Here is a 23,456-nt window from a genome sequence, read left to right on the forward strand (position 1 = left end):
TGGGTTTAGCCAAGCTGCAAATGATCAGTAGGGAAAGTCGAGTTGATGTGAAATGTTAAAAAGAGTTTTTTTGCGTTGTCGGCCTTTAATGTTAGGTAAATTTAATTTTTTGAAAATGGTTCCGTAAGTTATTTTCTTTTGTTTTTTGATTTTCATTGCTTATTAGTCTTGAAAAATATTGATTCGAAAATTTATTTGATTACATTTAGGGTGATAATGAAATATAATTGAAAGGAATTGAAGCATGTTTAGTGTTTTAGGTAATGTTTGTTTGGCTTATCATGGACCAAAAGATTTGCTAAAACAATCATTCGAAAGCTTAAGGAGTGTTCATCGGCAAGGAAAGTACTCCAAGGTTCTGATCATAAACCCAAGTAATAACTGAGATAAATGAACGGATGCTCCAGAGGGCTTGGAGTCTGGGGATCCTCAAACTGTTTACCAACACAAATCAAAAACTATGATGAAAAAACTACTTACCAGCATAGGGTGGGTAGCCCTAGGGAGCTTTTCCCTGGCGCTGACCGCTTTCCCGGTAAGTGCCAATCCCTTGAAGGGAGAGGTGCTGAAAATCGACAGCTATGAGGGCAGCAATGTTGCTGAACAAGCAGAAATTGATATTCAAGGAACCGTTAAGGATGCATCAGGACAAGCCCTTTTGGGCGTAAGCATCTTGGTGAAAGGGACCACTAAAGGTACCATTACTGATATGGACGGTCATTTCACCCTGAACGACATTTCAGAAGATGCCGTACTTCAGGTATCATTTATTGGTTTTAAGAGTCAAGAGGTGGCGATTGGTGGAAAAAGTCAATTGGAAATCGTGTTAGAAGAGGATACGCAAGGGCTAGAGGAAGTGGTGGTTACCGGTTATACCACCCAGAAGCGTGAAAATCTTACGGGCTCCGTGGCCATTGTAGATGGTGATAAGCTGCAGGATATTACTTCCCCAAATGTCGGTAATATGCTTCAAGGAAAATTGGCTGGGGTGGATGTGAGTGCTTCATCGGGAGCACCGGGAGCCCTTCCAAAGATCAGGATCCGGGGTAAAAACTCCATTCGGTCTTCCGTAAACCCTATTTGGGTCGTGGATGGTGTGATTTGGCATGGTACGCCAAATATCAACCCTGCTGATATCCAAAGCATCTCTGTTTTGAAGGATGCCGCATCGGCAGCATTGTACGGATCCAGGGGCGCAAATGGTGTCGTGGTCGTTACCACCAAAACCGCCCAAGGAGCCAACACAAGCAATATTAACGTCAGCGCCAAGACAGGGGTGTCGCTGTTCAATACCGGCGGCTTTGAAATCAGCAACAGTCAGGAAATGTATGACCTTTGGGGGCAGTTTCCCAATCAAAATGCGATTCCTGATTACTATAATGAAGCGCTCCTGAATACAGATACGGATTGGTTGGATATCGGTACCCAGGCGGGAACCGTCCAAGATTATAACCTTAGCTATACAGGGACAGCCGATAAGACCAGGATCTTTGCCACAGGAAACTATTACAAGGAAGAAGGGTCTGTAAAAGGATATAACTATGAGCGAATGACAGGAAGGGTGAACTTTGAATATGATATTTCTCCGAGATTCACCATTAAGCCAAAGTTGGCCGCTACTTATATCAACACAGAAAACAGGCAGCATAGCATTTATGACATGTACCGAAACCTTCCGTGGGATAATCCATACGGAGAGGATGGGAAGCCCGTAAACCCACAAGATGGTGATGTGACATGGTATGGAAGGGATAATAGCAATTATCTTTATGACCTTCAATGGAATTATTCTACTGGTGATACGGTCAATGTCATGGCCAATGTAGATTTTCAGTATGACATCACGGAAAACTTGTCTTTCATTTCCACCAACAACATTACTTATTATGAGGCGGAGACCTTTTCCTATACCGATCCACGGTCCAATAGTGGCTTGGCAGATAATGGACGCCTTTACAACGGAATAGGGAAAAGAACCACGCGTTTTACCAATCAGATGCTGTCCTATAATAAGGCCATCAATGACCATACGATCAGCGCATTGCTTGCTTACGAGTATAATGATTACGTATACAACAGTTTAAGTGCCACCGGAAAGGGCATTGTGCCAGGGGCTTCTATTATCGGAAGCACCTCTGAGCCGACGACCATCGGTGGAACCAAAAACGACTACGCATTCCAATCTTACCTTTTCAATGCGAATTATGGCTACAAAGGAAAGTACAATGCGCAGGTGTCCTTCAGACGGGATGGCGCCTCTCGATTTGGAGCCAATAAGAAATACGGAAATTTCTTTGCGATCAGTGGTTCATGGAACATCCACAGGGAAGCATTCTTCAACAGTCAGGCATTTGATTATTTGCGTTTAAAGGCTTCTTACGGTGGCGTAGGGAATACCCCGGCTTCACTTTATCCGCAGTATGAACTGTATTCTTTGAATGCACAGTATAATGGTGATCCTGCGGCGGTTGCCTCCACGCTGGGCAATGATGATTTGACATGGGAAAAGACCTATGACACCAACCTTGGTGTGGAATTTGGCCTTTGGAATCGACTGACCGGTGTGTTGGAAGTCTATAACAAAAGTACCAGTGGCCTGCTGCACTTTGTGCCACTTCCTGATGTTTCAGGATATACCGGGTATTTTGACAATATCGGTGGTGTTCGAAACAGGGGGATTGAGTTTACCTTGGGGGCAGATGTGCTGAATACCGCTTCCGGCTTTAACTGGCGATTGGACTTTAATATTGGTAAAAATGACAATGAAATCACCGAGCTTTATGGAGGCAAAAGCCAAATATCCGGCAACACCATCATCGAAGAAGGTGAAAACATCGACACATGGTACATGAGAAAATGGGCCGGTGTAAATCCTGAGGACGGAACTCCTCAATGGGAGCAAGTGGACCCTTCCACTGGAGAGGCCTCCGTTACCGGATCATATTCTGCAGCGACCCTTCAGAAAGTGGGAACATCCACCCCGGATTTCTTCGGAGGACTTAGCTCTAGCATGGAGTTCAAAGGGGTGTATCTGAACGCTACATTCGCCTATTCTGATGGAGCGATGGTGTACCAAAGTGCCCGGGAGCTTTTTGACAGTGACGGAGCATACCCTACCTATAATTTTATGAGGCTGCAGGACGGTTGGTCCAGATGGTCACCGGACAATACAAATGCAACCCATCCACAGCCTGTTTATGGAGGAAACAATAATGCACACAAAACCTCTTCCCGTTACCTGGAGGATGCCAGTTATTTGAGAATGCGTAATGTGACCTTGGGGTATACCATCCCTGCTCATATTACGGAGGCTTGGAAGATTGGAAGCTTGAGTGCTTATTTCTCAGCGGATAACTTGATCACGATCACCGACTACTCTGGCTTGGATCCTGAAGCGGCCGTTAATGGAGATACTTCTTCTCCTTACCCACTTCCTAAGCGACTTACTTTCGGTGTAAACCTTTCTTTCTGATCTAAAACGTTACCACATTATGAAATACTTAAATAAAAAATATTGGATTGGGCTGGCTGTGCTTACCCTTTCCGCTTGTAATATAGATAGAAGTCCATACGATTCCATTACCTCAGATGACTTGGCCAATTCCGAAACTAGTGCCCAGTCGGTTACCTTGGGGAACTACAGTAGGATGAAGGGCTGGAGTGATAATTGGCATCGTCTTTTTGAATATCCTTCGGATAATGTGGCCCTGAGTGGTACCACGACAGACCCTTTGTTTTTCACGTATAATTATCAGCGCATTCCCAATGGATCCCGAGTAGCTGGATTTTGGAGGAGTTCCTACCAGATCATTGTCGGGACCAATAAGGTGATCGAAGCCGTAGAGGAAGGAAAGTCTGATGCCGATGACCAGTTGTTGGCAGAAAACTACTATATCCGTGCTTTGATGCATTATCAGCTGATAAATATCTTTGGCAGGCCTTATGTCCAAGGTAGGGAAAATGAAGGAGTGCCGTTAAAACTGGATGGTGATCCCGAAAGTATTCCGGTAAGGTCTACTGTCGGGGAGGTGTACGATCAAGTAGAATCTGACTTGTTGAGAGCCGCTTCCCTTTTCACAGCAGAGAAGTCCAATGTTTATGCCACACAGGAAGCAGCTTGGGCTTTGCTGTCAAGGCTATACTTGTACATGGAAAACAATGCCAAGGCCATTGAATATGCCGATATGGTGATCAATTCAGGCAAGTTTAATTTGGTGGCTACCGAGAAATTGGCGGATTATACCAAGCTGGCACCAGAATCTAATTCGGAAACGATTTTTGCGATCAAGTTTATCCCAGATGCCGATTATTCCAGTAATGGCTGGTATACCGTGGGCTCATTATATGCCAATATCCAAGGCACTGGCTGGGGCGAGATGTATGCTTCCAGAAGGTACCTTGAAATGGTTAGGGAATATCCCGAAGATCAGCGCTACAATTTTATCGAGCCGGTAGTAGTGGACGAGTCGATTACTTGGGCCTTGTATGTGGACGACAGCTTTGCATACAAATGGAAAGAAGTAACTGCCTCAGGGGATGATTATGTGTATACCGAGGATGGTCAGCAGAAGATGCTGGAGAAGGAAAGTGATGGACATGGTGGTTACCATTATTTCATTCAGACGCCACAAGGATCCAAAAGGGTTTTGATTGATCATAAATTGGATGTGCGAAATGGCTTTCCTAAGTATTATGTCTTGAAGTGTTCCGGCCAGGAGGATCAAGTACACTTATGGTCTCCCGTGATTTCGAGGCTAGCCGAGATGTACCTGAATAGGGCTGAAGCCAATGCCAAAATGGGCAATGATGCCGCGGCGCTGGATGATGTAAACATGATCAGGTCCAGGGCAGGTATTCCAGATGTCGGGTTGTATACGACTGCAAACCTTGGCGAGAAATCGGTGCTGGATGTGGTGCTGGAAGAGCGTCAACTGGAGCTGGCTTATGAAGGCCATAGGAAAATAGATGTATTTAGAAACGACAGGACCATGAACCGTGAGTATCCAGGTACTCACTTGTCCGGAAACAATCCTATCTATACTGTCCCTGCCAATGATAATGCGGTGGTAGAATATTTGCCAGAAGGGCAATTATTGATTCATGATGGGCTAACCCAGAATCCATGATGTAGCAGCCACTTGTTAACAAGACTTAAAGCCATCCGCCAAAGCGGATGGCTTTTTTTGTTTGCCGTGCATGCTAAACATCAGGAGGGTTTAAGTCCCTTATGGGCGGGTTGGCACGAACCATTAGTTGAGGGCAAGGGTGTTTGGGGTGACCCAAAATCTGAAAGAAGCCTAAAACAAAGCTTTGTCCTAATGAATAAGAACTGGATATAAGGCCTACTTGGAGGATGAGGTGGCAATAGACACCGAAGTCCGAAGTCCAAACGTAATTCAAGGAGGTAAATCCAGTAGTATAAAGTAGGTGATGTTTAGCTTAACACGGGAGGTCTGTATATCCGAGAGGCTATCAGAAGTCAGCAGCGGCCATAGTAGTGAGGAAGCTCCTGTAATGGGAGTGGAGCGAAGGGCCAAATCTTTAAACAAGGAGCAGTTACCGGACAAATTGCAACAACCACAATGAAAGCAGGAAAACGTATAATGGGTCAGATGAGTCTAGCAGGACTGGACGAATGGTCGAGCGTCCGTGCAGTCAAGGGAGCAGACGTATTCTGCAATCAAGGCGGCAAGGTTAGGCGAGAGTGGTTGTCAAGGTGCACGGAAGAACGAGCCTTGACCAAGGAATTGATGGGGAAGATAGTGTCCCCCTCAAACCTTGTTGCCGCCCTGCGGCAAGTAGTGTCCAACAAGGGCAGTGCAGGAATTGACGGGATGAGTGTGGAGGAGTTACGGCAGTGGTTTTCAAGTCATTACCATGAATTCCAATCGCAAATCATCACGGGTAAGTATCGGGTAGAATCCGTACGTGAGGTACAGATACCCAAACCCAATGGGGGAGTACGAATCCTTGGGATTCCCACGGTAAAAGACAGGCTGGTACAGCAGGCCATCAGTCAGGTACTAAGTTTACACTACGATCCCACGTTCTCGGACAGGAGCTACGGCTTTAGGCCAGACCGAGGGGCACATGATGCCCTCAGACAGGCCGGTCAAGAAGTGTCAGAAGGCCGGGACTGGATAGTAGATATAGACTTGGAGAAGTTCTTCGATACAGTGAACCACGACAGGCTTATGTGGTTGTTGGGGACACGGATTGGAGACAAAACCCTGCTGAAGCTCATTGGCAAGTTCCTTCGGGCAGGTATGCTCAAAGACGGACTGGTGAGCCAAGGGGTAAAAGGCATGCCCCAGGGCAGTCCACTATCCCCACTTCTTTCCAATATCATACTGGATGAACTGGACAAAGAACTGGAAGTACGTGGCCACCGCTTTGTACGCTACGCAGACGACCTGATCGTTATGGTCAAAAGTGAACCCTCTGCAAAGCGAGTGTTATCGAGTCTCACAGCGTTCATAGAGCAGCGTATGCTGCTGAAAGTGAACAAGTCAAAGAGCAAGATAAGCAGGCCATACGAGCTGAATTTTCTTGGCCACAGCATCCTGATCGAAGGCAGGTTGGGGCTTAGCAAGACCAGCGAGCAACGGCTGAAAGCAAAGCTCAAGCAACTTACCCAACGAAATCGGGGGATAAGCCTTGAACAGTTGGTGAAGGAGCTCAATCCCATCCTGAGGGGGTGGCTCAACTACTTCAAAAATGCCCAAATGATCGGAAGATTAAAGGCAATAGAAGGTTGGCTTAACCGCAGGATAAGGTGTTTTCGTCTTAAGCAATGTAAGCGGGCATTTACGATGGCAAAGCTCCTACACCGCCTTGGCGTACCATGGAACAGGAGTTGGGCGACTGCGGGAAGTTCGAAGGGATGGTACAGGTTATCAGTGACCCCTGCCGCCCATGAGGCAATGAACCTGAAATGGTTCGGTACAATAGGCCTATACAGCCTCAAGGAAAACTACGTTAAACATTTAAAGAAACCGCCCAGTACGACCCACGTACGCTGGGTGGTGTGAGAGGACAGCAAAGTTAGGGTAGCTCCCTATCTTTGCTTCCTACTCGATTATGTGCATTTGGAGGGGTTTTTAGGGCTTTTGTATAGGAATAGGAGGGTTGGGATTTTAAGTTAAAATGACAAGAAATAGGTGAATTATGGCAGATTATTGCCTTGATGTATCATATAAATATTTTTAATAATAATTGATTTTTTTGTAGCTAATTTTGGTAAGAGTAAGTGGTGGTAGACTGCCTTGTAATAAAGGGAATCTGCTATAAATACAGCCTTTTGGGTGTTTTTTAATTTGAAAAGGCGGTTAAAGCCTAATGTTATAACGTGAATAGCATCCAATTAATTACTGAAGGGTATTGCTTTATGGTAAAATATAAAATGAGAAAAGTTATATTTTCTCATTTTATAGGTGCGGGTGGAGGAGAAGAATATACGTTCAGTCATGAGAAAAGAAACATAGGACCTTTACAATTATTAAATGATTTTAATTTATGGCATCGACTTTTACCAAACCAATAACGTTTAGGGACGTCTTGGTTTTATTTCTACTGCTTTTACTGGCCTTCAAACCATCATATGGACAAGGCACCAAGGAATTGGCCGATGAATTGACCTATTCCAGCCCAAATGTACCGGCTGGGCTTTTTGATTTTCCTCCGTATGATAAGGAAACTGTGGAAAGCCCAGAAAATGCTACCGTAGACGATGAGAATTTTGCACGATTATTGGCTAGTCCCGGGATCCTTGCAGGCTTAGGTTCCTATCATGGGGAATTGGAGCTGAAGTATCCGACTGTTTTACCGGCCAATACCACTACCTATATTCGGGTAGATGGTAGTGACGGACTGTTTGAATTACTGCTAGGGGGAAGCCTTGGAGAGCTGTTGGGTGATGTGCTGAGCCTGGTGGCCTTGGGAGAGCAGGAATTTACCATTATCGCACGGAATGGAAGCACCGATGTGTATTCCAGAAGTACGACCCAAGGGTTTGACATTGACAGGGCCCGGGTCATCACTGGGGCGGACGGAAACTTTTACATCGCAATCACCCCTGATGGAGCGTATGATAGGGTATATATAGAGAATGGTTCATTGTCTTTGCTTGGATTGGGTGATGAAGTGAACTTGGATGTTTTTAATGCTTTTAATTACGAGTCTGCAAGCATCTGCGGTAATCCAGTAGGGACTTCCTTTGATGTGAGTGGCGTTAACCTCGACCTGTTGAATTTAGGAGGTTCGGCAGCAGAGAATTTGCATTTTGCCATTGATGGTGACGAAAGCACTTATGCTTCGCTTAGCCCGGGAGTGTTGAGTTTAGCGGGTGTTTTGGAACAGCATTTTTACTTCGATGGCCTCGGAAAAGACACGGATGAGGTCATGGTGACATTGAGTGCCGATCCTGACGTGTTAGACGTCAATTTGTTGGGGAATATTGAGCTGGTCGCCTATAATGGTACTACTGAGGTGGGGCGTCAGGATTTGGAGAACTTGGGCAGTGATCTTCTCGGCATCGCCCAACTGGACCTTTTAGGTTTACTGGCAGATGGAGAAACGGTGACATTCACCATGACTCCGGGCGCTGCTTTTGACCGATTTGAAATTGAAGTAAGCACCTTGTTGGATCTGGGGACTTCCGAGAGCCTGAGGGTGCATGAGGTGAGCCGTACACCAGGCCGTCCAGTAATTGATGGTGTGGATGATGAGCAAAACATGTTGGTGTGTGCAGGAGAAGAGGTGACGTTAAATGCTACCGTATCCAGTGGAGATCAGGTAAGATGGTATGATGCGCCCATTGGCGGAAATTTGCTGCATACCGGAGCCACTTTTAACATCGGTCAGGTAGGGGGCAAGTCTACCTATTATGCCGCTACCGTACGTCCAGGTTGTGCAGAAGAATCCATTCGGGTACCTGCTACCGTGGATATCAATAAAAACCCATTGATTTCATTGAACGGCTCCGCTGTTTATACGATGGCTATTGGAGAGTCATTTTTCCTTCCCCCGGCCACAGCGGTAAACGAGGATGGTTCTGATGTGCCGGTTACTTGGACAGCCTTGGATGGTGCCCCTTTTACTGCACCAAACGTCGCGGGTCAGTTTACCCAAGGCGGCAGATACGTCTATCGGGTGTCTGCCACAGGAGCTGAATGTACCAATTTTGTGGATGTGGTGGTGAACGTATTCGACCCAGAAGGGTGTCCTCCTGTCTACAATAGAAGATATGCCACCAGTGCCGAAGACTTTACCACCAGTAGCCTGCTCGGCCTACAGCTTGGTTCGGTAAGCGATCCCGGATTGGCAGCAGGAAGCAATATGCAAGATTATTCCGAGCTATTGGAGACAGTAGGTACCAGTCTGCTAGGGCTTACGGGAGAAACTTCCCAAACGGTTCGTTGGAACACGATGATCCCGGCAGGTACACCCGTTTCGATCAAGCTGGGAAGGGAATATGGTGCGGCAGGAGTATCCAGTGGAATATATGTTCAGGCCATCGATGGAGATCCTGTAAATGGGGATGAGCTGTTGGGAGTTCGCCAAGTAGCAGATGCCAATCTCGTGTCGGCCGTAAACGGCATTAATGAATTTGTCTACACCTTTATTCCGGTGGATGCCAATGGCGTACCGGTTCCGTATAATGCAGTGAAAATATCGTTGGCATCCTTGGTGAATGCCGTGCAGCAAGTACGGGTGTACGGTGCTTATTACCACGAAACCAGCACTACTTTAGAGAATTGCACCTTCGGTGCCTTGGACTACTTGACTGGATTTGAGTCCATTATAGGTGGGTTGGACGTGGCCAGTGGATTGACTTCCGTGACTGATCCAGCGTTGGCATTTGACGATGATGAAAGCACCTATGCTGTCATGAACAATGCCGTCGGAGCCAATGTCAGTACCAAGCTGGATGTGACTTTTGCTGCTCCGGCGATTGCAGGGGACTCTGTTTTTATAAAAGTAGGAGGATCTACAGGATTATTGGATTTGACCTTGCTGGAAGGGTATACCATTCAGCGGTACCTTGGAGATCAGGAAGTAGGTGAGCCTTTAGATGTAGGTTCAAGTCTGCTTGAGCTTCGTTTGTTGGAAGGAGGAACCGAACAGGCTTTGACATTTATCAATGACCTCCCTTTTGACAGGATAGAAATATTGACGGGAGGAGTGGTAGAAGCCATTGATAACCTCCGTGTTTTTGAGATTAAACTCATTCCATTGAGTGAGATAGACCGGGAGCAGACTGATGAGGATTCTGGAGTCGATTATATTGAGATCTGTCCGGGAGATATCATCGAATTGCCGGAGGCGACTTGCGACCAAGTGAAATTCTACACAGATGAGAGTGGTGATACCGAAATCACCACTGATGAAATTGCAAACTGGGCTCCAGGAACTGTACAGACCGTTTACCTGAAAGTAGTGCGATTTGGCTGTGAAGAAGGAATAGACAGGAGGCCAATAGAAATCCGGGTGAAAGCATCCTCTGGAGACTTGCTTGAAAATATTTTGGTGAATGGGATTGATGCAGGAGCTTTCTGTCCTCCTTCAGGCCCGGTAACATTGGAGGCTAGCTTAGTTTCAGGGGCACCCTCTGGGGTTACCTTCCAGTGGTATCGTGACAATGCAGGCACCCCAGAACTTATTTCTGGAGAGACCAATGCTTTGGTAGAACTTTCAGGATTGGCTGCAGGGGACCATACTTACTATGTGGAGTTGATGGCAGACAATTTCTGCACCGCGGCACCACTCCCCGTGAACTTTACCCTCAACAGGAACGCCACAGATGATGATATCAATCTAGATGACCTCACCCAATGTGTGGGAGTGCCAGCAATGCTGTCTCCGTCCAGTGGTATAGCCAACCCAGTGTTTACCTGGTATTATGATGCTGCCAAGACATCTCCTATTGCTGATGGTGATACGGATGGAAGTATCACCTACGCCATTAATGCGGATGGAGAGCTGACCATTACCGGTATGGCAGATGGAACCAATGAAGTCGTTTATGTGACCGTGTCCGGTGATGAGGTGTGTGAAAATGTGGAAGGAAAAGAAGTGACCGTGACCGTCTCCAATGACCTGCCAGCACCTACTTTTGCCGCTGCAGATGTGAGTCTTTGCGGCACCGGTCAAGATGCGGTGTTCGAGGTGACCAATGCTGCCGGCGGATTTACCTATACCGTGTATGATGCCGAGACTGGAGGGTCGGAAGTAACTTCAGGTGTCACAATTACCGACAATATCATCACCCTAAGCAACGTGACGGCTGATGCATCCTATTGGGTAGGTGTTAGCGGTACTGGAGGATGTGTTGGATCAGTAAGGAGCGAGATTAGCGCAACCGTACTTCCAGTAGCGGATGAAGCGGACTTGGAGATTATCGGAAGTACGATTTGTGAGGGAGAGACGGCTACCTTGTCGGCATCCAGTTCATCGGTGACCAACCCTATTTTTAGATGGTACAGCGATGCTGATTTAACCAACTTGCTATTTGAAGGATTTGAATATGAAGTTTCACCTTCTTCCACGACCACATATTATGTGACTGTTCAGGGAGACGGTATCTGTGAAAATATCCCTGGAACAGCGGAAGCGGCGACATTGACCGTGAACGAAGTACCAGCAGTGCCAGGTGTATCGGGAGATGTGCGGATTTCGGAAGGCTTTGGTACGGTGCTCAGTGCATCCGTAGGGGATGCCACGCCAGCTGATGTGGAGATTGTTTGGTATGATGGAGGAGGAAATGAATTGGCCACCGGCGCTACTTATAACACCGGCCCATTGAGCCAAGGAGTTTACACGTATTATGCCGGGGCAAGAAATACGGTTTCTGGCTGTACTTCCGTTGGAAGGGCTGAGGTGACCGTGTCGGTTGGCCCACCGAGTCCAATTGAAGATTGTACCATCGCCAATGCACAGACCAATGGAACCGATCCGATTTGTGTCCTTTGTTCGGTGGAAGACCCCAATAATGCGGTGGATGGAAATCTCAACACCTACGCCAGATTCATCGCGCCTGCCTCCGTCTCCGGTGGTGTTTGGCAAGAACTTATATTCCCATCCAATGGAGCGGCCGGTGATACGATTACCGTGACCATTGGCAGTGGCGGATCCTTGATTGACCTGGATTTGCTAAGTGGGTTACAATTTGAAACATATAACGGGGCCACATCCAATAGTGATGGCGGAGTAGTGGATGGCAGTACCATTGATTTACGTCTACTGGAAGGCCAAGACGATAAAGCGGAGATCATTTTTGTCGCAGGTGGTAATTTTGACCGTGTGCGCATCAGTTATATGCCGCTTGCCGGCGTGCTTAATAGCGGCTGGAGAGTTTATCAGGCACAGATCAATTATGCTGCACCTACCGGAATTAGCGAGGATGTGGAAGTTTGTGCAGGAGATGCAGCCACCTTGTCCGCTACACCAGGCGAAGGGACTGCCTTGAGATGGTATGATGCTGCCACTGGCGGCACATTACTCGCCGAGGGAAATACGTATACGACAGATGTCTTGACCACACCTGGTACCAGAACCTATTATTTGGCCATTGTAAAAGGAACCTGTGAAGATCCTAATCGGATTCCGGTCGATGTCATGGTAAACCCTGGGCCTACCGCCGCTGATATTTCAGTGTCAGGAAACGAAAACCCCATTTGTGCGAATGCACCCGTGGTGTTAACACCTACGGTGGCGACAGGCAGCACCTTGGTGACCACTTCAGGGACATTCAGTTGGTACTTGGATGCTGACCGTTCCATGCCAATTAACGATGGTGATGTAAATGGTGATGTCAGTTATGCCATAGACGCCAATGGTGTCCTCACCATTACCGGACTCAACGCCACCAACAGCCCTTATGCATTTTATGTAAGTGTTTTGGGCGATAATGGTTGTGAAAACATGCCAGGCAGTTTGCGAGAAGTGCCTGTGAGGATTAATAGAAATGCTACTGATGCGGATATTGGGTTGGCAGATGAGATCACCCAATGTGTGGGCACGGCCGTAACCTTGGCTCCATCTACCGGGATTGAAGCCCCTGTGTTCACCTGGTATCTGGATGAAGCCATGACCATGCCGATCAATGATGGGGATACCAACGGCAGCATCACCTATTCCATCAATAATGCGGGAGCTTTGGTCATCGACGGGATGGCTGAAAACAGCAGCGAAATGTTTTATGTGACCGTAAGTGGAAGGAATGTCTGCGAAAATGTCGAACCGAAAGGCGTGAGCGTAAAAACCACGAATACCTTGGATAAGCCTGAGCTGAACCAGATGGATATGGTTCTATGTGGGGCCGGTAGCGATGTGGTTTTTGAAGTCATTAATTTCTCCGGAGGGATGACTTATACGCTATATGATGCAGAGACCGGGGGGAATGTAATGACGGATAACATTACCATCGACAATAATATCATCACCTTGGAAAATGTGTCAGCGGATGTCACCTACTGGGTAGGGGTAAGTGGAACCACCGGCTGTGAAGGGGCGGAAAGAACCCGGATTAGTGTGACCGTGAATGAAGTAGGGACTGCTTCGGACATAACGGCTCCGGGAACCACCATTTGTGCCGGAGACAGCTATGCTTTGACAGCAAGTTCCAGTACCGTGGCAAACCCTGTATTCACATGGTATACTGATGCCGCCCTGACCCAAGAAATGACAGACTTGACCGTTTCTCCGTCCAGCACTAGAATGTACTATGTAACCGTGAGCGGAGATGGCGTATGTGAGAATCCTCCAGGAGATGCCAAGGCAGTTACGGTTACCGTTAATAGAAACGCGGTTCGGGCAGATATCGAAACGAACAATGCGACCATTTGTGCTGGAGATTCCTTTGCCTTGTCAGCCAGTAGTTTGACAGTGGTCGATCCAGTGTTCTCTTGGTATGCCGATGCTGCCCTGACGATACCGTTATCCAGTACTACCGTAACACCGACAGCGACGACGACTTATTATGTGGCGATTTCCGGAGAGGGTGTTTGTGCAAGTAAGCCAAGTGAAGCTGCGACACTTACCGTGACGGTAAATCGAAATGCAACAGCTGATGATATTGAAGCGGATGGCGGGACCATTTGTGAAGGAGAGCAGTTTACGCTTCAGGCTACCACCACGGTGGGTAATCCAGTGTTTACCTGGTACAGTGATGAGGAGTTGACGATGCCAGTTGATGCATCGACAGTCACTCCAGCCACGACGACAACCTACTATGTAACCGTCAGAGGTGATGGTGTATGTGAAAATAAGCCTGGAACTGCCAAAGCATTAACCGTAACCGTAAACCGAAATGCTACTGCCGAAGATATTGATGCGGGGGGAGCCACTATTTGTGCTGGAGATAGCTTCACTTTAAGTGCTTCCAGTACTACAGTGGATGATCCAATCTTTACTTGGTACAGTGATGAGGATTTGACTACACCGCTTGGTACCACAACCGTTACACCAGCCTCGACGACGACCTATTATGTGACCGTTAGGGGAAATGGGGTTTGTGAAAATAATTCTGGAGATGCTCAGGCTGTCACCATTACCGTAAACCGAAATGCTACTCAAGCGGATATAACGGCTACAGGAGGGACCATTTGCGCAGGAGACACGTTCACCCTTACGGCCACCAGCAGTACGGTAGCGAACCCTGTCTTTACGTGGTATACCGATGCTGCTTTGACCACTGAAGTGGCTAATCCTGAAGTAGCCCCAGCTGCTACCAAAACATACTATGTGACCGTTAGTGGAGATGGGGTATGCGCCAATAAAGCAGGAGATGCCGTGGCAGTAACGGTTACCGTAAACAGAAATGCTACAGCATCCGATGTTCAAGCTGATGGCGGCACGATCTGCGAAGGGGGCACCTTCACCTTGAATGCTTCCAGTACGACGGTCAACAACCCCGTATTCACTTGGTACACCGATGCAGCCCTTACCAATCAGCTGACCGATGCCACGGTAAGTCCCGAGGTGACGACCACCTATTATGTAGCGGTCAGTGGGGACGGCGTATGTGCCAATAAATCAGGACAAGGGAAAGCCGTAACGGTCATGGTCAGTAGAGGTGCTTCTGCGGATGATATTGAAGCCGATGGGGCCACGATCTGTGCTGGAGAGCGCTTTATGCTATCCGCTTCTAGCGCTATCAGCAACGCTTCTTTCACCTGGTATACCGACGCTGCCCTGACCAATCCGATTACTGAACTGGAAGTTTCGCCAGCCAGCACCACCACCTATTATGTGACCGTAACGGGCGATGATGTGTGTGAAAATGCTTCAGGGGAGGCCAAAGCGGTGACGGTAACCGTTAATAGAAACGGAACGGCTTCTGATATACAAGCTGTGGGAGCTACGATTTGTGAAGGAGATAGCTATATGCTCGAAGCCACAAGTAGCATTGGAAACGCCACATTCAGGTGGTATACCGATGAAACCTTGACTACTGAAATCACCAGTGATCAGGTGAGCCCTTCCACGACCACCACCTATTACGTGACCGTGAGTGGAGATGGGGTCTGTGAGAATAAGCCTGGAACAGCCAAGGCCGTGACGATCATGGTGAATAGAAATGCCACCGCCAATGATATTGATGCCAGTGGCGGTGCGATATGCCCGGGAGATAGCTTTACCCTGACGGCCAATAGTGATGTAGCCAATTCAGTATTTACTTGGTATGCTGATGCGGGGCTTACCACTGCACTTTCATCTATGGAAGTAACACCTACTGCTACCACAACTTATTATGTAACGGTACAGGGAGATGGTGTTTGTGAAAACAACCCCGGTGATGCGTTAGCTGTGACGGTAACCGTCAATTCGGTTCCTGCTCCGACCACCAATGCCCCTACCCAAACCTTCTGTGGAACCGGTGGTGGTACCATTGCAGACCTTCAAGTCAATGAAACCAATGTGGTGTGGTACGATGCGGCCACAGGTGGAAATAGGCTGGATGGTAATGAAGCCATCATTGAAGGCATGACGTATTATGCCGCTCAAATAGATGCCAACACCGGCTGTGAAAGCGTGGATCGATTGGCGGTTATGGTAGCAGATTGTGCCCACTTGGAGGTGACTAAAACAGCCGAATTGACCACTGCAGTGGTGGGGCAGATGTTTAATTATACCATTGCGATTACCAATTCGGGAATCGTGCCTGCCCAAAATGTAGTGGTGATCGATAATGTGCCTGATGCGCTTCAAGTGTTGGAAGCTTCTAATGGTGGAGCCGTTTCTGGTAACACTGTGACATGGGAGATCGCTGAGATCGGGGCCGGACAAACCTTGGAGTTAACCCTTGGTGTGATGGCCTTGATGGAGAGCCCAGGGGTGGTTAACAGCGTGACCGCAGACAGTGACAATTCCGATCCGGATGAAGATGAATCTGATCCGACGCCAATCCTTAGCGATGATGTGGATTTGGCTATGGACATAACAGTATCCGCACCGGTGATCGAGCTAGGGGAGGAATTTACCTATACCCTTATAGTAACCAATAAGACGGCTACACCAGCGTTAAATGTCACTTTAACTGATTATCTGCCATCACAAGTGAGGTATCTCGGTTCCAATGCCAGTCCTACCATCACAGAAGAGTATGATGCATCTTCTGGTGAATTGACTTTCATGATTCCAGAAATTCCTGGAAATGCAGTGGTAGAGATCATCCTTCGTGTTCAAGCACAAACGCGTGGATTGGTGACCAATTCGGCAGCTGTAGAAACGGCTGATCAAGTGGACATGCTGGAAGAGGATAATACCGCTACCATCTCGCACGATCAATTAGAGATTACCATCCCTAATGTGTTCAGCCCGAATGGTGATGGCATCAACGATACTTGGGAAATCGAAGGATTGGCAGCACTTTATCCTGAGAATGAAATCATAGTCGTCAATCGTTGGGGAGGTGAAGTGTTTAAGACTTCCAATTATAAAAACGATTGGGATGGAGGTTCGCTGAATGAGGGTACCTACTACTACAGGGTGATCATTCGGGATGGAGATACAGGTAGAGAAACCGAGTTTACAGGATACGTAACCATTTTAAGATAGAGAATCGATGAAAAGTTTGAAATACATCTTGATCGTAGCGGGGATCATTTTTACTTGCATGGACGCAAAGGCCCAGCAGGCTCCCGTTTTCAGTCAATATATGTTTAACCCTTTGTTCTTGAACCCGGCGTATGCTGGGTACAAGCAACAGATTTACTTGCAAAGCTATTACAGAAAGCAATGGACCAGTGTTCCTGGCAGCCCAGAGACGTTTGCCATTTCGGGTGATGGACTGATTACGGACACCAATATCGGGGTGGGTGGACATATCATGGTAGACCGGTTGGGTGCACAAAAAACCACCGGAGGATATGCCAATACTGCCTACCACTTGCGGGTCTCCAACGAAGGTTATTTGAGTTTTGGGCTTGGTGCCGGACTGGTAAACACCAGCTTGGATGGTTCTAGGCTAAATCCGATGGATCCCTCAGATCCATCGGTTTCCAGTGGTAATGAGCGGGTGCTTTACCCTGACTTGAGGGCGGGGCTGTTTTATTATAACCCTAAATTCTATGCGGGCCTTTCAGCCGATAATTTGTTTTCCTCCAGTTTTAATTTTGACAATGGAGCAGTATTGGTGCAGCCTTCCTCTAACATGTACCTGACCGCAGGAACCATCATTGATGTATCCTATAACGTGGCCATCAAGCCTTCTGTCCTCTATGTGGAAGATTTTAACGGCCCTTCACGATTGGATTTGAACGCCTTTGTATTGTTGGGAGAAAAACTATGGGTGGGAGCTTCCTACCGGACTTCTGTCAACCTTCAGGGCGAGGAATTTCAAGGAGAGACCAAAAGGCCTGTGTCCGTGGTGGGCTTGGTCGAGTTTTATGTAAACGACCGGCTGCGGATAGGTTATGCTTATGACCATAATGTTTCCGGATTCAGCACCAAGGCATTTTCTACACACGACTTCTCCGTAGGCTATTTGTTTCCGCCAAAACGCGTGAAATTAGTTTCCCCAAGATATTTTTAATGCAGATATATGATGAAAAGAACTACCTACTACATGCTTTCGATAGTGCTATTGGCAGGGGCTTTTTCATGTTCCAGTTTGAAGAACAGGGATTTGATCAAAGGCAACCAGCAGTATGAAATGCTTAATTATGCCGTAGCCGTAAACCATTATAAGATAGCTTGGGAAAGGACAGAACTACCGGAAGTGGCCAGAGGATTGGCAAAGTCCTACTTTGAGATGCGGGAGTTTGACCTGGCAGAATCTTGGTATGCCAGACTGGATCGGGAAGATCAGTTGTCCAACCAAGACAGGCTTGATTTTGCAAAGACCTTGATTGCCAATTCCAAGTTTGACGAAGCAAGAATGCAATTGATCAAGTATAATCGCGCTGATGCTACGGAAGTGAGCCAAGAAGAGATTAACAACCTGCTCGAAACCGTGAAAGAAGCCAAAATCCTGCTCAATGCATCCAAGGATGTACGGATTACGAACCTTCGAGAGGTCAATTCTCCTTTTGCTGATTTTGGAGCCTATGTAAAGGATAGCACCTTGGTTTTTGCCAGTGACCGGATGGATAAAGACCCCGGTAAAATGAAAGTGGATGAATACAATGCCCTCAGAAGTGATATTTATGGCTGGACCGGAAACGGTTACCTAAAAGTATACGAGGCGACAGGTGATTGGGACCAGTATGAAGTAGATACGGTTCTGAAATTGGAGGATTATAAGAGTGATCACCACAGTGGCCCTATTTATGAAGCCGAAAATATGAAGTTTTGGGTGAAATCCGGGAAGCCTGGAGATAAGAAGAGGGGCGAGAATGTAAGCAAGAAAAACTATACGCTCTACCCGCAAGTGTTTTATAACATCAAAACAGACACGGCATGGGGAGCGTTTACCGGAGTGCCTTTTAACAACCCTTACGAATATGCCGTCAGTGATCCTTTTTGGGACGAGAAGGAAGAGCGGCTATATTTTTCATCCGATAAGCCGGGGGGATATGGGAAAGCAGATCTATACTACAGCAAGTACATGGGAGAGGGTAAATGGTCCGAACCGATTAACCTTGGTGATGAAATAAATACTTTCGGAGATGAACGTACGCCATTTGTAGACAAAAAAGGGTGGTTATATTTTTCATCGGATGGTAGACAAGGCCTTGGAGGGTTGGATATTTTTAGGAGTGAACCCAAAGGGAACAACTGGCAAAAGCCAGAAAATCAAGGCGCTCCCATCAATTCCACTCGGGATGATTTTGCTTATTTCATCAATCCTGATATTCCAGACAGAGGGGTGATCTCTTCTGACCGCCAAGGTGGTGAAGGTTGGGATGATGTGTATGCATTTGTACTGGACATTAATTCCAAAATTTTTCTGAAAGGAACGGTCAAGGATAAAGAGACTTTCGAACCACTTCCCAATGCCGTGGTGGTGTTGGCAGATAAAAGTACGGGGACAGAATTTACCTATGTTACGGATGAAAAAGGGGAGTATGACTTTCAGCTAAATGAGGAAACTGTTTACGATATCGAGGGGAAAAAAACCGATTATATTACCGCAGAGATTAAAGGGTTGAGCACTAAGGGTATCAGGTTGTTTGCGGATAGCACCATTGTCCGAGACCTCTTTCTTGACAAAATCGAGATCGGTAAGACCATTGAGCTGGAGAATATTTATTACGATTTTGACAAATGGGAAATCCGCCCCGATGCAGCACTGGAGCTTGATAAGCTGGTGAAAATACTCGAGGATAATCCTACGATGAAGATTGAGTTGAATTCCCATACGGACAGTCGCGGTTCGGATTCCTATAATCAAACCCTTTCTGAGAAACGTGCCCAATCGGCTGTGGATTATATCATCTCCAGAGGGGTTTCCAGGGTAAGGATAGAAGCCCGTGGCTATGGTGAATCCAGGTTGCTGAATGCATGTGACGATGGGGTGGAATGTACTGATGAGCAACATCAGCAAAACCGTCGTACCGAATTCACGATCGTGGATTATTAAGAAGAGACGTTTTTTCTACATACAACTTTCAACTAGGAGGGATGCGTTCGGTAGTAGTCAATAATACCCTTCACGTTAATTTTTTAAGTGTCAAGACCGTCTATTGGACGGTTTTGGCCTTTTTATGCCTATTTTTTTTAATTCCCAAAGCGGTAACTGCGCAAAAAGTGTACACATCAGATGTGATTTCATATAGTCCTAATTTCGGTGTTATTCCTCCAATTATAAGGGTTTTAGATCCTACAAATGCTACCGCTGATAATGGTCTTTATGCCAGGCTTAAGGCACGAGGTGAAGTCCTTGGTCTAGTAGGAGGATATAATAGCTATTTGGAATTGGGGTATACAGAAGCAGTTCCTGCCAATACTCCTTCATATATCCGGATCGGTGGCGATCCAGATTTATTGGAAGCACTTTTAGGTGGAACGCTGGGAGATGCTTTGATAGCTGTTTTAGGCGGGGTGTTGGGAAACCAGGTCATTGAAGTGCGGGCATATGACGAAGTTGGCACGACAGTATTTAGTGGCGATTCTAGAGGAGGTTTTGATGCAAATAATTTGAGATTGCTCCAAGGTAAGGATGGTGATTATTACTTAAGAATTATTCCAGATCACGCCTATAAAAGCATAGAAGTTAAAAATATTGTAGATGGATTGCTTGCAGTGTTGACCACTTTTCATTTAGATGTTTACCATGCTTTTTATTTCGAAGAGCAATGTAATTATTCTCCCGAATTTGTATCCTACAGCGGGGATGGTATAAACCTGGATGTCCTCGATTTAGGGGGAGGGATTGTCGAACATCCTGAATATGCGATGGATGATGATCTTTCTACTTCAGCATCCATTGGGCCGGGGTTAATCAATTTGGTAGGGAGCTATTCTTCCCAATTCCACTTTACTCAGGGCTCTTCTCCTACCGATGAAGTCATGGTAACCTTAAGCGGTGATCCATCTTTGCTGAATGTGGATGTGCTTAACAGTGTGTCCTTTCAGGCCTATGACGGTGATGATTTGGTGTTTGAGCAGGATTTGGGCGCACTTTCGGATGAACTTTTGGGATTGATTGATCTGGATATTTTGGGACTGCTGGGGGATGGGACACCTGTCACCTTTCCTGTTTCACCAGACGTGTCATTCGATCGGTTTGAAATCACGGTGGGTGCTGTGGTGGGTGTGGATGTAGGAGAAGCCTTAAACGTCCATGAAGTGGCGCGAACAGTAGGAATGCCTGAATTTGGCGGGGCCACGGGAAATCAGTATTCCGTATGTGAAGGGCAGTCACTCAGTGTATCCCCTCAGCACTATGGAGGAGCGGCGCTCCGGTGGTATGACACGCCAGTAGGAGGAACTTCTATTGGCGCCACGGAAAGCTTGGATATTGCTGAAGTGACAGAGGATCAGACCTATTATGTGTCCAGCATTGACCATTGCAATGGCGAAGAAATAGAATCCGCACGAGTGGCCGTAGGGGTGGAGGCGCTGGCTGTCCCCCAAGTGGAGGACTATGGAGGACTTCCCAGTCAGGCGGAATATGGCGTTGGCGAAGCAGTGATACTCGAACCTGTACTGGAAGCCGGTACAGGCATTGAAGATCCACAGTTTAGCTGGTCATTGTCACCAACTGGAGCCCCGGTGATCGCCGATGAGGTGGAAGTGGATAAAGGCGATCATACCGTAACCTATCGTTTGCGGCCGGATGGAGCCTTGGAAATTGAAGGATTGATGCCTGAGGATGAGATTGAAGAGGTTTACTTGGCTTTGCAAAATGGAGTCACAGGATGCAAAGCCATTCAGGCCGTGGACCAAGTTTATGTGATTCTGCCGGTCAGCTGGAAGAGGTTTGATGGGATGGCCCAGAATAAGGAAAACCGGTTGGAGTGGGAATTTTTTACACCTCAGCCGTTATGGCGGTTAAGCATCCAGCGAGCCAATGAAAGCTTGAAATGGTACGATATCGGAGAAATGGAGCTGTCTCCTGACGTCATGTATGGCGGTGCGTTTTCTTTTGTGGACGAGTCCCCGTATTTAGGTGCCAATTATTACAGGATCAAAGCCGAAAAAATGGATGGGAGCAAAGCCTATAGCAAGGTCATTCGCCTGGACTTGGAGCGTCAAGTTGATGAAGTGTTTGACGTATACCCAAATCCAGTTGTCGGCATCCCTGTACTCCGAAATCAAACCACAAAAGATTTAGGCCAAACAACTGTTCAGGTATACGATCAGCACGGTGGGTTGGTGGATCGTTTTAGCCTTGACCAATTGCTTTCAGGCGAGGCTGTAAAGCTCGACCAGGCCAAGCCGCTGCATCCCGGTGTGTACATCTACACCTTTTATACCCAAGGACATGTCCAGCGGATAAAGGTGATTTGGTAAATAGGGATAAAGCAGCATTTAACGGGTCACTTGATTTAACCTGGACAGAATGTTCTGGTAATAATTCCTGCCCACAGGGATGGATTGATCCTTGATAAGGATTTCTTTGGAATTAAGGGCGTCTATTTTATCGAGGTTAACGATAAATGCTTTGTTGACTTTACAGAAAAGCAATGACGGAAGTTTTTGAAGGACATCTTTCAAGACATTTCTTAAGGTGTAGACGGTATTGTCTCCTGTGCTGATGTGGGTGTAGGAGCCATCGGCTTTGATCCAATCGATGTCTTTAATCGCTATTTTTTTTAAATAACCTTTGTCTCTAATAAAGATAGATCCTTTGATGATTTTATCATGCACGATTAATTCAGATACCTTGTCCGCATTTTTTGTTTCATAATTACTAATGGCCAAGGTAAGGGTAGTGATCAAGGTGTCTTTTGAAAAGGGTTTGACGATATATCCGTCAGGAGAGACTTCCTTCACTTTGTTTAGTGTTTCTTTATCCGTGGAGCTGGTGAAGAAAATGACCGGGATATTGAACTTCTCTCGGATATTGTGGGCTATGTCAATACCGTTACTGTTACCTTTTAGATGAATATCCAACAAAACTGCTGCTGGGAACTTTTCAAATAAGGTATCTTCGATTTTTTCGTCTGAATCCAGAATGTCACACACTTCGTACCCTTCAGCTTCTAAAAGGTCTTTTGTATTATCTGCCAGTTCAGGATTGTCCTCTACAATTAGTATCTGTGTTTTCATATTTAGTCAAACTTGACTTCCTCCAAGTGATGTCAATAATACGGAGAAAATTTCTAAAATGATATCGCTTTTCTTAAAAACTAAACAAGGTTAAAATTACCAGTATAGAACTAGGTAAAAACACCTGTTTTCTTGTTGTTAATTTATAAAAAATGAAAAAAACGACAATAATAAGTTAATAAAAGGTGTAATTATGTTATCTTAACCAATAAGTTGAAATCGAGCTGTTTAATTCAGTAAGTTCAATTCATAAGAAAAAAAGGTTGAAAAATTGTTCTCCAGATTTATCTAATACCAGT

The 23,456-nt window shown here is 46.5% G+C and carries 8 protein-coding genes; 7 read left to right on the plus strand and 1 reads right to left on the minus strand.

From position 1 onward, the window contains the following. The first annotated feature begins 460 nt into the window (after window positions 1-460). The 7 genes from ECHVI_RS10500 to ECHVI_RS10530 all read left to right on the plus strand — a co-directional run bounded on the left by ECHVI_RS10500 (window position 461) and on the right by ECHVI_RS10530 (window position 22,398). A complete protein-coding gene (locus tag ECHVI_RS10500; protein ID WP_245553476.1) occupies window positions 461-3,472 on the plus strand; it encodes a SusC/RagA family TonB-linked outer membrane protein in 3,012 nt (1,003 codons plus the stop codon). A 19-nt stretch (window positions 3,473-3,491) separates the two neighbouring features. After that, the gene (locus tag ECHVI_RS10505; RefSeq protein WP_015265957.1) at window positions 3,492-5,126 is read left to right on the plus strand and encodes a RagB/SusD family nutrient uptake outer membrane protein; all 1,635 of its coding nucleotides are present in this window, start codon (window positions 3,492-3,494) and stop codon (window positions 5,124-5,126) included. Window positions 5,127-5,612: 486 nt separating this feature from the next. Further along, a complete protein-coding gene (gene ltrA, locus ECHVI_RS10510) occupies window positions 5,613-7,031 on the plus strand; it encodes a group II intron reverse transcriptase/maturase (protein WP_245553375.1) in 1,419 nt (472 codons plus the stop codon). A gap of 484 nt (window positions 7,032-7,515) precedes the next feature. After that, window positions 7,516-17,058 carry a T9SS C-terminal target domain-containing protein gene (locus ECHVI_RS10515; protein WP_015265959.1) on the plus strand — a complete coding sequence of 3,181 codons (9,543 nt, stop codon included), beginning with the start codon at window positions 7,516-7,518 and terminating at the stop codon, window positions 17,056-17,058. A 7-nt stretch (window positions 17,059-17,065) separates the two neighbouring features. Beyond that, the gene (locus ECHVI_RS10520) at window positions 17,066-18,034 is read left to right on the plus strand and encodes a PorP/SprF family type IX secretion system membrane protein (protein WP_015265960.1); all 969 of its coding nucleotides are present in this window, start codon (window positions 17,066-17,068) and stop codon (window positions 18,032-18,034) included. 9 nt (window positions 18,035-18,043) lie between these two features. After that, the gene (locus ECHVI_RS24240; protein WP_052331422.1) at window positions 18,044-20,023 is read left to right on the plus strand and encodes an OmpA family protein; all 1,980 of its coding nucleotides are present in this window, start codon (window positions 18,044-18,046) and stop codon (window positions 20,021-20,023) included. Window positions 20,024-20,064: 41 nt separating this feature from the next. Continuing rightward, entirely contained in the window at window positions 20,065-22,398 is a 2,334-nt protein-coding gene (locus tag ECHVI_RS10530; protein WP_015265962.1) for an Ig-like domain-containing protein, read from the plus strand. Between the two features lie 18 nt (window positions 22,399-22,416). Here the strand turns inward: ECHVI_RS10530 and ECHVI_RS10535 are convergent, their stop codons facing one another. Further along, entirely contained in the window at window positions 22,417-23,157 is a 741-nt protein-coding gene (locus tag ECHVI_RS10535; RefSeq protein WP_015265963.1) for a LytR/AlgR family response regulator transcription factor, read from the minus strand. Window positions 23,158-23,456: the final 299 nt, after the last annotated feature.

The sequence above is a fragment of the Echinicola vietnamensis DSM 17526 genome, assembly GCF_000325705.1.
Taxonomy (GTDB): Bacteria; Bacteroidota; Bacteroidia; order Cytophagales; family Cyclobacteriaceae; genus Echinicola; species Echinicola vietnamensis.